Source organism: Nocardia sp. CNS-044, assembly GCF_059570515.1.
Window position 1 is genome coordinate 235,067 of sequence record NZ_JCANSX010000007.1, and the last position, 15,753, is coordinate 250,819.

General features: G+C 68.3%; 13 protein-coding genes. 9 read left to right on the forward strand and 4 right to left on the reverse strand.

What is annotated here, in order from left to right; genetic code table 11:
• Positions 1-346 precede the first annotated feature (346 nt).
• From T333_RS15785 to T333_RS15795, 3 genes are all read left to right on the forward strand, one after another.
• Positions 347-2,548 carry an elongation factor G-like protein EF-G2 gene (locus T333_RS15785; protein WP_496424919.1) on the forward strand — a complete coding sequence of 734 codons (2,202 nt, stop codon included), beginning with the start codon at positions 347-349 and terminating at the stop codon, positions 2,546-2,548.
• A 56-nt stretch (positions 2,549-2,604) separates the two neighbouring features.
• Positions 2,605-3,348: a DUF4191 domain-containing protein gene (locus tag T333_RS15790; RefSeq protein ID WP_355000598.1), complete on the forward strand. Its 744-nt coding sequence runs from the start codon at positions 2,605-2,607 to the stop codon at positions 3,346-3,348.
• 174 nt (positions 3,349-3,522) lie between these two features.
• The gene (locus tag T333_RS15795; protein ID WP_355000599.1) at positions 3,523-4,074 is read left to right on the forward strand and encodes a dihydrofolate reductase family protein; all 552 of its coding nucleotides are present in this window, start codon (positions 3,523-3,525) and stop codon (positions 4,072-4,074) included.
• Positions 4,075-4,363: 289 nt separating this feature from the next.
• Here the strand turns inward: T333_RS15795 and T333_RS15800 are convergent, their stop codons facing one another.
• The gene (locus tag T333_RS15800; protein WP_141812511.1) at positions 4,364-4,816 is read right to left on the reverse strand and encodes an RDD family protein; all 453 of its coding nucleotides are present in this window, start codon (positions 4,814-4,816) and stop codon (positions 4,364-4,366) included.
• A 310-nt stretch (positions 4,817-5,126) separates the two neighbouring features.
• Between T333_RS15800 and glnA the strand changes: the two genes are divergently transcribed.
• Together glnA and T333_RS15810 are read left to right on the forward strand one after the other, a co-directional pair.
• Positions 5,127-6,563 (forward strand): type I glutamate--ammonia ligase, encoded by a 1,437-nt coding sequence (glnA, locus tag T333_RS15805; RefSeq protein ID WP_141812510.1) that lies wholly within the window; start codon positions 5,127-5,129, stop codon positions 6,561-6,563.
• A 285-nt stretch (positions 6,564-6,848) separates the two neighbouring features.
• Positions 6,849-7,739 (forward strand): tyrosine-protein phosphatase, encoded by an 891-nt coding sequence (locus tag T333_RS15810; RefSeq protein WP_357254650.1) that lies wholly within the window; start codon positions 6,849-6,851, stop codon positions 7,737-7,739.
• A 52-nt stretch (positions 7,740-7,791) separates the two neighbouring features.
• Here T333_RS15810 and T333_RS15815 read toward each other — a convergent pair whose 3' ends face one another.
• A complete protein-coding gene (locus T333_RS15815) occupies positions 7,792-8,232 on the reverse strand; it encodes a TY-Chap domain-containing protein (RefSeq protein ID WP_357254648.1) in 441 nt (146 codons plus the stop codon).
• 375 nt (positions 8,233-8,607) lie between these two features.
• Here T333_RS15815 and T333_RS15820 point away from each other — a divergent pair, with 375 nt between their 5' ends.
• From T333_RS15820 to T333_RS15835, 4 genes are all read left to right on the forward strand, one after another.
• On the forward strand, positions 8,608-10,257 hold the full coding sequence (locus tag T333_RS15820) for a CocE/NonD family hydrolase (RefSeq protein ID WP_355000602.1): 1,650 nt from the start codon (positions 8,608-8,610) through the stop codon (positions 10,255-10,257).
• 87 nt (positions 10,258-10,344) lie between these two features.
• Entirely contained in the window at positions 10,345-11,721 is a 1,377-nt protein-coding gene (locus T333_RS15825) for a M20 family peptidase (protein WP_357254644.1), read from the forward strand.
• A complete protein-coding gene (locus T333_RS15830; protein ID WP_355000604.1) occupies positions 11,718-12,557 on the forward strand; it encodes an alpha/beta hydrolase in 840 nt (279 codons plus the stop codon). Before T333_RS15825 ends, T333_RS15830 begins: the two co-directional genes overlap by 4 nt.
• Positions 12,558-12,566: 9 nt before the next feature.
• Positions 12,567-13,034, forward strand: a complete 468-nt coding sequence (locus T333_RS15835) for a 6,7-dimethyl-8-ribityllumazine synthase (RefSeq protein ID WP_355000605.1) — start codon at positions 12,567-12,569, stop codon at positions 13,032-13,034.
• A 21-nt stretch (positions 13,035-13,055) separates the two neighbouring features.
• Here the strand turns inward: T333_RS15835 and T333_RS15840 are convergent, their stop codons facing one another.
• Both T333_RS15840 and T333_RS15845 read right to left on the reverse strand, forming a co-directional pair.
• Complete coding sequence (locus T333_RS15840) at positions 13,056-14,510, reverse strand: neutral zinc metallopeptidase (protein ID WP_355000606.1); 1,455 nt, start codon at positions 14,508-14,510, stop codon at positions 13,056-13,058.
• Between the two features lie 272 nt (positions 14,511-14,782).
• On the reverse strand, positions 14,783-15,724 hold the full coding sequence (locus T333_RS15845; RefSeq protein WP_496424920.1) for an endonuclease/exonuclease/phosphatase family protein: 942 nt from the start codon (positions 15,722-15,724) through the stop codon (positions 14,783-14,785).
• Positions 15,725-15,753: the final 29 nt, after the last annotated feature.

Here is a 15,753-nt window from a genome sequence, read left to right on the forward strand (position 1 = left end):
CAGTTGGCAGGAGCCACGTTTGCGCGCGAAATCGACACTGTCCAGTTCCGCGGGCGCGTCCCAGCCGCACATATCCGCGAGAGCCGCTCGTTCCCTGACCTGGCCGAAGTGCGGTACGAGCGGCCAGTTGCCGCCATCAGCGACCTTGCGGCCCGCCCGTCGCGCCGAGTGGGCGCTGCGACGGCTGTCGGGTACGAGTCCATCGGCGGAAGGAACCGATGCGATCGTCGATCGCCACGGACCTTCGGCACAGCTCATCGCCCTTCTCCCCCGATTCGTGGACGCACACCTCCCGATGATGGGAAGCTCGATACAACCGCGGTGTCGAGGCGAGGAAGCGTGACACATGGTGGACAAATCGAGTGGACCTGCCGGAGGCAACGGCAGAGTGGTGACGGTGGATCGGCCGGAACGCATTCGAAATGTGGTCCTGGTCGGTCACAGCGGGGCGGGGAAGACGACGCTGGTCGAGGCGATGGCGCTGACGGCGGGCGCGGTGAATCGCGCGGGGCGGGTGGAGGACGGCACGTCGCTGTCGGATTACGACGAGATCGAACATCGGCAGCACCGGTCGGTGCAGGTGTCGGTGGTGCCGGTGGCGTGGCAGGAGATGAAGGTCAACCTGGTGGACACGCCGGGATACGCGGATTTCGTCGGCGAGTTGCGGGCCGGGTTGCGCGCGGCGGACGCGGCGTTGTTCGTCATCTCGGCGGCCGAGGGCGCGGAGGGGGTGAGCGGGGCGACGCGCGCACTGTGGGAGGAGTGCGCGGCCGTCGGCATGCCGCGGGCGATCGTGATCACCCATCTGGACACCGCGCGCGCGGACTTCGACGAGATGGTGCAGACGTGCCGTGACGTGCTCGGCGGCGGAGCGTCGGAGAACATCCTGCCGCTGCACCTGCCGGTATACGGGCCGCGCGGCGCGGACGGTCATCGGCCGGTGACAGGGTTGATCGAGTTGCTGCCCAACTGCGTGGCCGACTACGCCTCCGGTGAAGGAGTGCGCGGCGAGCCGTCGGCGGAGCAGGCCGCGGAGCTGGACGAGGCGCGCAATCGGCTCATCGAGGGCATCATCGCCGAGAGCGAGGACGAGTCGCTCATGGAGCGCTACCTCGGCGGCGAGCCCATCGAGCTCGACACACTGGTCGCCGATCTGGAACGCGCGGTGGCGCGCGGCAGTTTCCACCCGGTGCTGTTCGGCGCACCCGCGCCGGAGGGCGCGCGGCAGGGCCTGGGCACGATGGAGTTGCTCGACCTGATCACCGGCGGTTTCCCGCCCCCGACCGAGCACATCGTCTCGGCGGCGCCCGCCACCAACGGCGCAGCACCGACCCTGCTGGCCTGCGACCCGAGCGGCGCGCTTGCCGCGGAGGTCATCCGCACCGCGTCGGACCCGTACGTCGGCCGGATCTCGCTGGTGCGGATCTTCTCCGGCACCCTGCACGCCGACGACACCGTGCACGTCTGCGGGCACGGACTGGCCGATCGCGGGCACCCGGATCACGATGTGGACGAGCGCGTCGGTGCGGTAACGGCGCCCTTCGGCAAGCAGCAGCGCCCGCTGGGCGAGGCCATCGCGGGTGACATCGCGTGCGTCACCAAGCTCGGTCACGCGGAGACCGGCGACACCCTCTCCGGCACCGGCAAGCCGCTGGTCATCGAACCGTGGCCGATGCCGGATCCGTTGCTGCCCATCGCGATTCGCGCGCACAGCAAGGCCGACGAGGACAAGCTCTCGCAGGGGCTCGCGCGGCTGGCGGCGGAGGATCCGGCCCTGCGCGTCGAAAACAACAGCCAGACACATCAATTGGTGCTGTGGTGTCTGGGCGAGGCGCATCGCGATGTCGCGCTGGAGCGGCTGCGGACCCGGTTCGGAGTGCAGGTGGACACCGTCGATCACAAGGTCGCGCTGCGGGAGACGTTCGCGGGCAAGGCGACAGCGCGCGGCAGGCACGTCAAGCAGTCCGGCGGGCACGGGCAGTACGCGGTGTGCGAGATCGAGGTGGAGCCGCTGCCGGGTGGTTCGGGGATCGAGTTCGTGGACAAGGTGGTCGGCGGCGTGGTGCCGCGCCAGTTCATCCCTTCGGTGGAGAAGGGCGTGCGTGCGCAGGCGGCGCGCGGGGTGGCCGCGGGGTATCCGCTGGTGGACGTGCGGGTCACGCTGTTCGACGGCAAGGCGCATTCGGTCGACTCGTCCGACGCCGCGTTCCAGACCGCGGGCGCGCTGGCGTTGCGTGAGGCGGCGGCCGTCGCGGGCATCGATTTGCTGGAGCCGTTCGCCGAGGTCTGGGTGGTGGTCTCCGACGACTACCTCGGGCCGGTGTTGAGCGATCTGTCGAGCCGCCGCGGACGGGTGCTCGGCACCGAACCGCACGGGACCGGTCGCACCAGGATCCGCGCCGAGGTGCCGGAATTGGAACTCAGCCGCTACGCGATCGACCTGCGATCGCTGTCGCACGGGACCGGGGATTTCAGCCGGACCTACGCGCGGCACGAGGCGATGCCATCGCAGATCGCGGGGGCGCTCCGGGAAAACGGCAAGGGCTGAATCCGACCGCCGTCCCGGCGCAAATGGTGGGCTCGGCGGCCACTATTCTGAAACACATGGCAGCAGGCAAGGGCGGTAACCCGTCGAAGGAAGCGAAGGCCGCGGCGAAGGCGGCGCGCAAGAAGGCGTCGAAGGAGCGGCGCCAGCAGCTCTGGCAGGCGTTCCAGATGCAGCGCAAGGAAGACAAGCTCCTGCTGCCCCTGATGATCGGCGCGGTGCTCGGCATCACCGTGTTGTTCCTGGTGATCGGCCTGATCTTCGATCTGCAGTGGTTCCTGCTTCCGGTCGGCATCCTGCTCGGCGTGCTGGTGGCGTTCATCGTCTTCGGGCGTCGCGTGCAGAAGAACGTCTACGCCAAGGCCGAGGGCCAAGCGGGCGCGGCGGCGTGGGTGCTGGACAACCTGCAGGGCAAGTGGCGGGTCAGCAACGGCGTCGCGGCGACCACCCAGCTGGACGCGGTGCACCGCGTGATCGGCCTGCCCGGCGTGATCTTCGTCGGTGAGGGTTCGCCGCAGCGACTCAAGGCGCTGCTCGCCCAGGAGAAGAAGCGCACCGCGCGGCTCATCGGCGACACCCCGATCTACGACGTCATCATCGGCAACGAGGAGGGCCAGGTCCCGCTGAAGGAACTCCAGCGCTACCTGACCAAGCTGCCGCGCAACATCGACACCAAGCGCATCGACAACATCGAGGGTCGGCTCGCCGCCCTCAGCTCGCGCAGCGGGCCCGCGCTGCCGAAGGGTCCGATGCCCGCGGGCGCCAAGATGCGCGGGGTGCAGCGCACCATTCGCAGGCGCTGAGTTCGGTTTCGAGAGGCCCGCGTTCCACAGCTCGGGACGCGGGCCTTCGCCATTTCCGTGGTCTCGAGACCACGCGCTGGAGACTGAACTCGGCAGCGGTCACTCCGCGCGACCGGGCGGCCAATCGTCCGGTGAACGCCGATGAGTTTCGAGCGCGTAGGAGGTCTACCCGTCATGAGGAAACTGATCTACGGGTTCAGCGTGTCCCTCGACGGTTACATCAACGACCGCGACGGCAGCATCGACTGGACCAACCCGGACGACGAGTTGCACCAGTTCCACAACGACCGCTACCGCGAGATCGAGATCTCGCTGCACGGGCGTCGCCTGTACGAGCTGATGGCCGAGTACTGGCCGCACGTGCCCGAGGACGCGCCACGCATCCAGCGTGAGTTCAGCAGGCTCTGGACGGAGAAGCCGAAGGTCGTCGTCTCCCGGACGCTCACCGAGGTCCGCTGGAACAGCACGCTGATCAGCGAAAACGTGGTCGAGGAGGTCCGCAGGCTCAAGGCCGGAGGCGAGGGCGTCATCGAAGTCGGTGGCGCGAGCCTCGCGGCCTCGCTGATGCCGCACGGGCTCATCGACGAGTACCAGCTGTTCGTCTTGCCCGTGGTGCTCGGCGGCGGCACACCGCTGTTCCCAGCACTGGACAAACGCATCCCGCTTCGATTGGCCGAGACGAGGCACTTCGACACCGCGGTGATGCTGCGCTATCTCGTCGACTGAGGTCCGCTCGACCCAGCAGCACCCCTCCGCCGCCGCCTAGCCTCGAGCCCGCCGCGTTCACGCGCTCCAGCCCGCCGCCTTCGCCTTTTGGTTGCCGTCATATGCGCGGCGGTAGTAGCGAACGCGGGCCGGAAGCAGCGGGCAGCTGAGACGGATGACATTGGCGACGGCCCGAAACAGCCGTTCGTCACGACCAGCCCAGGTCAGGGGGCGTTGGTCGCCGATCCGCAAGCGTTCGCCTCAGCGGCAGGGTCAGCCTTGACCCAGCGCTGGCCTGAGCGTCTGCGCTTCAGCGCGATTTCACCAGCGCTGTCCCCGTCGCCCGATCGTGCATACCCCGGCCGTCACCATCGGTGAACAACGCGGGCACCACGAAAATCAGCAACACCTGGCGGGCCAACGCTCGCACGAACCCGACCGGCGCGGCCGCATCGATCCGCACCACCCGCAACCGCAGGAAGTACTGCCCCGGCGTGAAGCCGAACAGCGTGACCGCGGCGACGCCGATGACGAACCAGATGAGCAGCGGGAGGTTGGCGTTCACCCCGCGCACGATCAGCGCCGAGACGCCGACGGCGATCATCCAGTCGACGAACAGCGCGGCGATCCGGCGGCCCATCCCGGCCAGCGAACCGGCGCCATCGCGGGGCAGACCGAGGTGTTCGCCGGGAAACTCGGGCGTAGCCGGGTCACCGGGGTCCGCCGAAGGTCCGGAAAGCCAGGATCCGGTGATACGCGCCATGGCCTCCAGAATAGGCTGCCGCCTCCCCCGCCCTCGGCCCGGCGCAGGTTTGTGGACGTACTGCGTCCGACGGCGCCTGACATGCGGCTACCGCGGTTCGCCGACGGGAGTTCAGCCTCACAGGACGCGTCGCGAACAGCAGGACTACCATGCTTGTCGAGCCCGGGTGGCCATCGCCACTCGACCAGGCGCACGTGTAACACTGGCGAAACACAGCCTTGACTGTAGGGAAACACCGCATCCATAGCGTCTGGTCGCGACGAACCCATGCAATCGACACTGGCTGGGAACCGATCCGTAAGGAGAACAAGTGACGTTCAGCACGGCCGATGAGGTCATCCAGTACATCAAGGAAGAGGACATCGAGTACGTCGATATCCGCTTCAGCGATCTTCCCGGTGTGCAGCAGCACTTCTCGATCCCGGCCAAGGCCTTCACGGCCGACCTTGCCGAAGAGGGTCTAGCGTTCGACGGTTCGTCCGTCCGCGGCTTCCAGTCGATCGACGAGTCGGACATGCTCCTGCTCCCCGACTACACCACCGCGCGCATCGACCCGTTCCGCGCCGCCAAGACGCTGAACCTGAACTTCTTCGTCCACGACCCGTTCACCCGCGAGGCCTACTCCCGCGACCCGCGCAACATCGCGCGCAAGGCGGAGGAGTACCTGCGGTCGACCGGCATCGCCGACACCGCGTACTTCGGCCCCGAGGCCGAGTTCTACATCTTCGACTCGATCCGTTACGAGTCGAACATGAACGGCGCCTTCTACGAGATCGACTCGATCTCCGGCTCCTGGAACACCGGCGCCGAGTTCAACCTCGACGGCACCCCGAACCGCGGCTACAAGGTCCGCAACAAGGGTGGTTACTTCCCGGTCGCGCCGTACGACCACTACGTCGACCTCCGCGACAAGATCTCGACCAACCTGCAGAACGCGGGCTTCGAGCTCGAGCGCGGCCACCACGAGGTCGGCACCGCGGGCCAGGCGGAGATCAACTACCGCTTCAACACCCTGCTGCACGCTGCCGACGACCTGCAGCTGTTCAAGTACATCGTGAAGAACACCGCGTGGCAGGAAGGCAAGACCGTCACCTTCATGCCGAAGCCGCTCTTCGGTGACAACGGCTCGGGCATGCACGTGCACCAGTCGCTGTGGAAGGACGGCAAGCCGCTGTTCCACGACGAGGCCGGCTACGGCGGTCTGTCGGACATCGCGCGTCACTACATCGGCGGCATCCTGCACCACGCGCCGTCGCTGCTGGCGTTCACCAACCCGACCGTGAACTCCTACCACCGTCTGGTTCCGGGCTACGAGGCCCCGATCAACCTGGTGTACTCGCAGCGCAACCGCTCCGCCGCGGTCCGCATCCCGGTCACCGGCAACAACCCGAAGGCCAAGCGCATCGAGTTCCGCGCGCCGGACTCCTCGGGCAACCCGTACCTGGCTTTCGCCGCCATGCTGATGGCCGGCCTGGACGGCATCAAGAAGAAGATCGAGCCGCTGGCCCCGGTCGACAAGGACCTCTACGAGCTCCCGCCGGAGGAGGCCAAGAACATCCCGCAGGCCCCCACCAGCCTGGCGTCGGTCATCGACCGCCTCGAGCAGGACCACGACTACCTCACCGAGGGCAACGTCTTCACCCCGGACCTGATCGAGACCTGGATCGACATCAAGCGCACCCAGGAGATCGCGCCGGTGAACCTGCGTCCGCACCCGTACGAGTTCGAGCTCTACTTCGACGTGTAAGTCGTCGTACGGCAAGACGTTTCGAGCCCTTCCGCACTTCGGTGCGGGAGGGCTCGTCCCGTTTCCGGGATATCGTCCTGTCGCTGACGGCTGCGAAAGAGTCCGCGCAAGCTCCAAGCCGATAGCGGCGACAACCGCGGAGGTGTGCCTGGAAGTAGCCGGGCAGCGGCGCGGCTGTGTGGCGGAAACACCCGATCCCGTTGGGCGGGTTGGGGTTCCCGGTGAGTGGGTGGGTTGGGCGGGAAGCTAAGAGGTTCCTTAGAACGCGTTCTAGTGTCGCCTCGCATGAAGATTTCTTTCATTGCTCTCATCGGTGCGGCGTTCAGTGCGCTGGCCCTCGTTTCCACTCCCCTTCCGCCGAGCGCGGTGGCCGAGCCGACGGTGGAGGCGTCGGCGACGCGGATCGACTTGCAGGGGGCCGTCAATGTTCGGGATATCGGCGGGTATCGGACGTATGACGGGGCAAGGGTCAAGTCGGGCAAGGCGTTTCGGGCCGATTCGCTGGAGAAGTTGACCGACGCGGACGTGCAGAAGCTCGGGACGCTGAATTTGCGTGCGGCCGTGGATCTGCGGACTCCGGCCGAGGTGCAGTTCGCCGGACGAGACAAGCTGCCCCCGGGAGTCCAGGCGGTGGCGCGGCCGATCGACGACACCGGTCTGTTCCAGCAGATGTTGCAGGCGATCCAGTCGCGGGATCCGCAGAAGCAGGAGGAGTTGCTCGGCAACGGACGGGCCGAGCAGATCATGGCCGGGGTGTATCGCAGCTTCCTGAGTGATGCCTCCCGCAACGCATTCGGGCAGACCATCCGCGATCTGGCGAACTCCGACCGGGCGACGCTCTACCACTGCACGGCGGGCAAGGACCGCACCGGCTGGCTCACCTACGTGGTGCTGCGCGCGGTCGGCGTGCCGGAACGCACCGCGCGCCAGGACTACCTGCTGTCCAACCAGTACCGCGCGGCCGCCGACGCCAAACTTCGCGAGCAGGTGAAACAAGCTGGGCTGATGCAGAATCCGGACCTGCTGATCCCGCTGCAGGAGGTGCGCGACGCCTACCTGGACACCGCGATCCAGCAGATGGAGCAGAGCTACGGCGATTTCGGCAAGTTCCTCACCCAGGGACTCGGCCTCGATCCGGGCACGATCCTGAAATTGCGCAAGAACCTCGTCAGCTGACACGTCCCGATCCCGAGCCCTCGCCACACGGGTGGCGGGGGCTCGGTGGTGTTCAGTTGTGCGTGCTGGGTTTCGAAACGAGGCCGAGGACGGTGAGATCGAGGTCGCCGGAGGCTTCGGTCCAGCCCATGGCGCGCAGTTCGGTGGGCGCTGCGACACCGAGCGCGTGGTGCAGGCCGAGGGCGACGGATCGGGCGAATTCGAGCAGCACGTTGTCGGCGAGCGGCCAGAAGAGGCTGCGCTGCCAGTTGTCGATCTCGCGCCGGGAAACCGGTTCCTGCCAACCGAGTTCGCGCAGCATTCGCTCGGCGTCCGACGACATCGGCTGGTCCAGATAGCGATTGCCCGCGAGTTCGGCGGACAGCTTGATGTCGTACTGCACGAATTGGACGTAGCGGTTGCCGGGCGCGGCGATGATCAGCGTCGCGCGCGAGGGCAGTTGGGCCAGACAACGGGCCAGTGCCTGCACGAATCGGTCCCAATCCGTGGTCACCGGCTCGCTCATACTTCCCCCGGTCGATCGCACTGGAGCACGATCATACGCCGACCTGGCTGAGACACCAGAGTGAATCTTTTTGGCGCGACGCAAGGTTCGCGAGATTGATGCACTTCGGCAACAACTCTCGCCGCCGGATGACGCCGCAGGTGATCTCGACGACCCCGCCGGCTCTGCGACGGCTGGACGCCTGCACTGGCCGCCAGGCAGCTGCCGATCGCGGGCGATGACCAGCCGGTGCCCCTCGGAGAACCTTCCGCGGCGGGTCTCGGGCACCCGCCACCGCTGACTCGACCTGGACGGCGACATTTCCCTCCGCACCCCAGATTCCGGGGCTGGACGCAAGCCCAGGTGACACACCATAGTCCTCTGGTGCGAGTGGGTTCTGTGGTGGCGCGGGTCGTAGCCGGGGTGGCGTTGATGCTTGGGATGGCGATGCCCGCCGTGGCCGAGCCGCCCGACGTTCCGTTCACCTGGTGGCAGACGTACTTGACCACCCCGGACGGCACTCGCCTGCATGCCGACGTGCTGCGTCCACCCGGCATCGCCGACGACGCCAAGACGCCGGTGCTGCTCACGGTGAGTCCGTACCGCTCGCACCTGGCCTACCTGACCCATCCGCTGCCCGAGGGCGGGCCGTCGGTCGAGAACCTGCCGGTCGAGCAGGCGCTGCGCGCGGGCTACACCTACGTGCTGGTGGATCTGCGCGGGTTCGGCGGCTCGAACGGCTGTCCGGACTACGGCGGGCCCGGCGAGCGGTCGGATGTGGCGACCGCGGTGGAATGGGCGGCTGCCCAGCCGTGGTCGACCGGGCGGGTCGGCATGACCGGCACCTCCTACGAGGCATGGACGGGCATGCTGGCGCTGGCGGCCAAGCCGAAGGGGCTGGCGGCGGTGGCCGCGTTCGCGCCGGTGGTCGACCCGTACTCCTACCTGTACATGCGCGGCGTCTCCTGGAAGTTCTCCGGAAAACCGGTGACCGACAACGGCATCCGTCCCGCCGACCAGGTCGGGTTGGAGCATCTCGCGATCGCCTCGACCCCGGCGCACTGGGGCGACTCCCCCGAATACCAGGCCAACGCCGTGAGTATGCCGCCGGGCTGCGCCGAGCGCTACGTCGACCTCACCACCGACCACGACGCCGCCAATCCCGGATGGATCGAGCGCGACCTCGTCGACGATTTGCGCGGCAACACCATTCCGCTGTTCGTCAGCCAGGGCTTCCTCGACGGGAACACGCGGGCGGATCGCGTCTTCGAGATGTGGCAGGGCCTCGGCCCCGGCGAACACCGCGCCTGGTTCGGCCAGTGGGGTCACACCGACTGCCACGAGAAGTGCGGCACACCGTTTTTCGACGCCGAGCTCATGGCGTTCTTCGACCGGCACGTCGCGGGCAAGGACGTCGAGGTGCCCGGGCCGAGGATCAGGGTCAACCAGTTCGACGGCGGGTGGCGTTCCGAAACCGCCTGGCCACCCACGGATTCCGAGCGCGTCACCGTGCAGCTGCGTACCGGCTCCTATACCGACCGTGGGCTGCTGCCGGGCCGCGACCGCGAGATCTGGTCGGTATCACAACCTTTGACGGAACCGACGCACCTGTCCGGCGTGGCGACGGCGAAGCTCCAGCTCGCGGGTCCCGAGTCCGCCACGGTCACCGTCGAGCTCTACGACATCGCTCCGGACGGCCGCGCCACCATCATCACCCGTGGCGTCGCCCCGGTTCGTCCGGACACCGACATCCGGCTGCTGGGCCAGGACTGGCCCCTGGCCGCGGGACACCGGCTCGGCGCGAAGATCACCGACGTGATCGACGACGTGTGGTCGCACGCGCCGAGCAACGCGGTCGTCACCGTGCATTCCGCGCGACTCGAACTGCCAGCGCTCACCACACCGCGCAGCCCCGACCTCCCTGGCGGCACACCCGACTGGCACGCCAGGTGGCGCGCGGAGAAGACCTTCCCGATCGACCCGGACCTCTTGAACAACCCGGCTACCGCCATCGACCTGCCGACGACACGGTGACCGAGAAGGCACACCGACCGGCCGGTCTGCCTTCCCGCTCCGAGTGTTGAAGAATGCAGTGATGCTCACGAACCCCACCGGCGCCCGATGACGCCGGAGACCACCCCCGCCGACGTCGACGACCGCGTCGCCGAGCGGCTCGCCGCGGCCCTGCGCTGCGCCACGGTCTCCACCGAGGACTCGACCGGCGCCGCCGACGAAGCCTTCGAACAGCTCGCCGCGCATCTGGAGCGCTCGTTCCCGCTGGTGCACGCGGAACTCGAACTCGAACTCTTCGGCCACAGCAGGCTCTACCGCTGGCCGGGCGCGGAGCCGGATCGGGTGTCCGCGATCCTGCTCGCCCACCAAGACGTGGTGCCGGTCGACGACGCGCGCCGGTGGACGCACCCGCCGTTCGACGGCGTCGTGGACGAGGAGTTCGTCTGGGGTCGCGGCGCCATCGACGACAAGAGCAGGCTGATCGCCATCCTGGAGGCGGTGGAGGCCGCGCTGGCCGCGGGCCTGCGACCCCGGCACACCGTCTACCTCGCGTTCGGGCACGACGAGGAGATCTTCGGCGACGAAGGCGCCGTCCGGATGGCGGAGCACCTGCGGAAGGGCGGGGTCCGCGCGGATCTGCTGCTGGACGAGGGCGGTGTCATCACCGAGGGAGTCGCCGACGGCGTGGACCGGCCGGTGGCCTCGATCATGCTGGGCGAGAAGGGTTATGCCACCGTGCGGCTGCGGGTCCAGGAGACGGGCGGGCATTCCTCGATGCCGGGCAGGCAGACCGCCGTCGGCCGGATCGCCAGGGCGGTGGGACGGGTCCAGGACCATCCGATGCCGTTGCGGCTGACGCCGGTGATCGCCGACATGCTGTCCCGCCTGCGCGCGGCGATGCCGGAGACGCGCAGGCGGCTGCTCGGGATCGCCGGTCTCGCGGGGCCCATGATCACCCGGATCATGGCCGCCCGTCCGCAGACCGAGGCGCTGGTGCGCACCACCACCGCACCGACCGTGATCAGCGGCGGGGTGAAGGCGAACGTGCTGCCCCAGCGCGCCGAGGCGCTCGTCAACTTCCGCATCCTGCCCGGCGATTCGGTGGCCGGGGTGCTCGCGCACTGCCGCAAGGTGATTCGCGATCCCGGCGTGCAGCTCGAGCTGGTCGGGATGTCGTCGGAACCGTCGCGGACCACCGCGCCGGGCCCGGCGTTCGAGTTGATCGCCAAGCTCGCCGAGCGCATCGTTCCCGGCATCGCGGTCACCACCGGCCTGGTGCCCGGCGCCACCGACTCACGCCACTACGACGACCTCGCCGCCACCCGGTGCAACTTCGCGCCGATCGTGCTGACCCAGGCCGACCTGGCGACAATCCACGGAACGGACGAGCGCATCTCCCGGGTGAACTACGCTCGGCTCATCGAGTTCAATCGACGGTTGATCGAGGAACTCGCGCACGGATCGACCCGAGAGGAGCGCAGGTGACCCGCACCGAGGATGGCGATTTCGAGGGCACGGGCAGCCGGATCGCTTGGCGCGCTTGGCTTCCCGAGACCACGACCAAGGCGGCGATCGTGCTGGTGCACGGTATCGCCGAGCATTCCGGCCGGTACGGCCACGTCGGGAAGCGGTTGGCCGAAGCGGGTTTCGCGGTCTACGCGCTCGACCACCTCGGCCACGGCAAGTCGGCGGGCAGCAAGGCGAACATCGGCTCGATGGACGGCTCCGCCGACAACGTCGAGGGCATGCTCGACATCGCCGCCCGCGAACACCCCGACGTGCCGAGGTTCCTGCTCGCGCACTCGATGGGCAGCTTGATCGTGCTCTACCTGGCCACCCGCGCGCCGATCGACGTGGCGGGCATCGTGCTCTCCGCGCCGCCGCTGGACATCGAGGTCGGCAACCCGGTGCAGCGACTGGTGGCGCCGGTGCTGTCCAAGCTGACGCCGAATCTGGGTGTGCTGAAACTGGATTCGTCGATGATCAGCCGCGACCCCGCGGTGGTCGCGGCCTACGACGCCGACCCGCTGGTCTACCGCGGGAAGCTGCCCGCGCGCACCGGCACCGAGATCCTGAACGCGACCGCCACGGTCAAGGGGCGGCTGGACAAGCTCACCGTTCCGCTGCTGGTGATGCACGGCACCGCGGACGCCCTCGCCGCGCCGTCCAGCACGGATCTGATCGAGCGCGAGGCGGGGTCGAAGGACCTGACCGTCATCCGCTACGAGGGGCTCTACCACGAGATCTTCAACGAGCCGGAGCAGGATCGAGTGCTCACCGATGTGGTGGCATGGCTGGAGGCGCACGTTACTCAGCCGTAAGATCCGGTCATGGGAACCACACCAACCGGATCCGTCGCGTTCGTCCGCGCCACCTGGCACAGCTCGATCGTCGGCAAGGCCCTGGAGGGCTTCACCGCCGAGTACACCGACCTCGGCTTCGACCCGGCCACCATCGATGTGTTCGAGGTGCCGGGCGCGTTCGAGATTCCGTTGCACGCCAAGCGGCTCGCCCAGTCGGGCAAGTACTCGGCGATCGTGGCCGCCGCCCTGGTGGTCGACGGCGGCATCTACCGGCACGATTTCGTGGCCTCGGCCGTGATCGACGGGCTGATGCGGGTACAGCTGGACACCGACGTGCCGGTCTTCTCGGTGGTGCTCACCCCGCACCACTTCCATGAGCACAGCGAGCACGTCGACTACTTCACCGGGCACTTCGTGACCAAGGGCGCCGAGGCCGCCCGCGCGCTGGCGACCACGCTCAGCTCGCTGCGCGCGCTGCCCGCCGCGACCGGATAGGTCCGGCCGCGGCGGAACGGCTCACTTGAACTTCGTCATGCAAGCCTGCTCGCCGTCGAGCACGCCGGTGCGGAACGCCTCGAGCCGCTGGTAGCCGCTCTTGACGACCTTGCCGTCCACGTCGGCGGCGGCGAGCCCGTCGGCGAGCAGGCCGGAGACGGCCTCGTCGAGGTCGTTCGCCGACAGGCGCGGGTCGCTGGTCGGCTCGCTCAGCTTGGTGGTGAACGCGCCGCTGAGGCAGGCGGTGCGCAGGCCCGCGGTCTCCGCGCCGGTCAGCGAGAGCTTGCGGTCCTGCTGGACGGCGAGCATGTAGCGGGAGACGAACACCACGAAGGCGTTGTAATCGCCCTGCACGACGGCCGACAACGGCTCGTCGTCGCCGTCGAGCGGACCGCCGCGTTCGGCCAGGTCAGGAACATCGGTACCGATCTTGTTCGAGCTCGGGCAGTACGACACCGGTTCGGTGGTGGTGACCTTCGAGCAGTTGCGCACCACGCCGGAGTAATCGAACTGCGGCGCGTCGGCGATCGGGAAGTTCTTCAGCAGCGCCTGGCTCACGCTGGTCAGCGAGGCCTGGTCGACCGGGAGCTGCTGGCTCTCCTCGTCGTCCACCTCGAAGGTCACGGGCAGACCGCCGCGGCGCTGCTCGATCTCCTTCCTATCGATCTTCTTGCACGCCTCGGCGCCGTCGGTGTAACCGAGCTGCACGGCGGTCACCCGCTCGAACGCCGAACCGTGCACGTTGTCGGGATCGCTGGGATCGGTGTCGCGCACCGCGATGGTGGCGCCGAGCACGCCGTCCAATCCGTCGGTCATGTTCATGGTGAAGTGCGGGGAATCGCCCTCGGCGACGTGCCGCAGGAACACACCCGCCAGGCAGTCGGCCTGCTGCTCCTTGACCAGTCCGCCGGTGAACAGACCGGCGATCTTGGCCTGCCCCTGGATGGCGTGGCCGTACTCGTGCGCGAGCACCATCACCACCGACATCGGACCGTACTTGTCCTCCAGCAGCGGCAGCAGCACCCTGCGGTCCCAGCCGATGGTGTGGTCGAGCCCGCAGTAGGCGGCATTGACCAGCTTGTAGGTGTCGGTCTTGCAGAACTTCACCGACTGCTCTTTGGGGGCGCGCGCGTCCCAGGAGATGTACTTGTTCGCCGGCTTGAAGGCGCCGGGAAAAGTCTTGGCGTACTCGGCTTTCCAGAACTCCTCGATGTCGGCGATGGCATTGAGGGCGAGCCGGTCGACCGGTCCACCGTCGCCGTTCTCCGCGGTCAGCGGCGCGTCGGGGACGCCGGGACGCGGGCCGCTCGGCCCGGTGCTGGTGGCCGCGCCCGCGACCATCCACGGGTTGTTCGGATCGATGGCGGCGGCGTTCTCCGAGCTCGTCGTGTTCTGCGAACTCCCGCACCCCGCGAGCGTCGCGCCGACCGCCGCCAGCACCGCGATAGCGGCGAACCGCAGCCGTTTGGTCCTCATCAGGTCTTCCTCCCCGGTCCTGCGCGGGCACCCGCCCGCGCCGCCGCCGGACGGTGGTCTACCCACACCGCCGGTCGAGCGTTCACATGGTAATCGCTGATTCCCGCGCACGCGTATCCCGTTGCGCGCCCAGACTTCAAGCGCGACCACACAAGCATCCACGCGCGCACCACCTACGCGCCGGTGCGATGCCACACACCTTGCGCACGCCTCACACAGACGACGCCTATGTGGGGCGTGCACACGGGGTGTGGGAACGGCAGATTGGATGCTCAGGCGTCGAGGCGCAGCAGCGCGAATACCGCGCGGTGGTCCGATCCGGGGATCGACAGGCTCTCCATCTCCTCGGCCGTACCGCCCGCGACCAGGATGTGGTCGATCCCGATCACCGGTCCCCAGGATCGGTCGGTGGGATAGGTGGGCAGCGGGCCCGCGCCCGCGAGGTCGGCGGCGGAGTCGAACCGGCCGCGCACCAGGTCGCGGAAGGCCGAATGATCCCGTGTCGCATTGAAATCCGCGCCGACTACGGCCGGACCGGTTTGGGCGTCGAGGATTTCGCGGATGCGGCGCATCTCCCAGCTCCACGCCGCGAAGTCCAGCGGCGGCGGCATCGGGTGGAAGGCGTAGACGGCGACAGGCCCGCGCTGCGGATGCTCCATGATCGCCGAGAGGTTGTTCATGACGAAGCCGTCGTATTTCCTGGTGTCGCGCAACGGGTAACGGCTGAAGATGCCGGTGCCCGTGCCCCATTTCCCGGGTTCCAGGTAGTGGTACGGGAGATCACCGGCCAATTCGGTGGTCAGCCGCGCGGCCGATTCGGGTGTCAGCTCCTCGAGAGTGAGCACGTCGACGCCGCGCTCGCGCACCTCCCGCACCACCACGGGCAGGTCGGCGCCACCGAACAGCAGATTCGACTGGAGCAGCCGAATCTCCGGCCCGCTCGCCGCCCGCCCGTCCGGTACGAACAGCGGCAGCTGCGTCCACAACACCCCGACCACGACGACGCCCGCCGCGGCCGCGCTGCGCCACCCTCGCGCCACGACGAACAGCAGCAGTCCCACCAGCGCGCCCAGCATCAGATACGACGCCCCCGAGGCGACGAGCACCGGCAGCCGCCGCTGCCAGGAACTGAAGTAGAGCACGACACCCGCGATTCCGACGACGAGGGCACACCAGCCCAGACCGAGCAGCACCCGGTTCACCCAAACACGCATGCGACCGACCCTAGGCGGGTTCTCCTGGA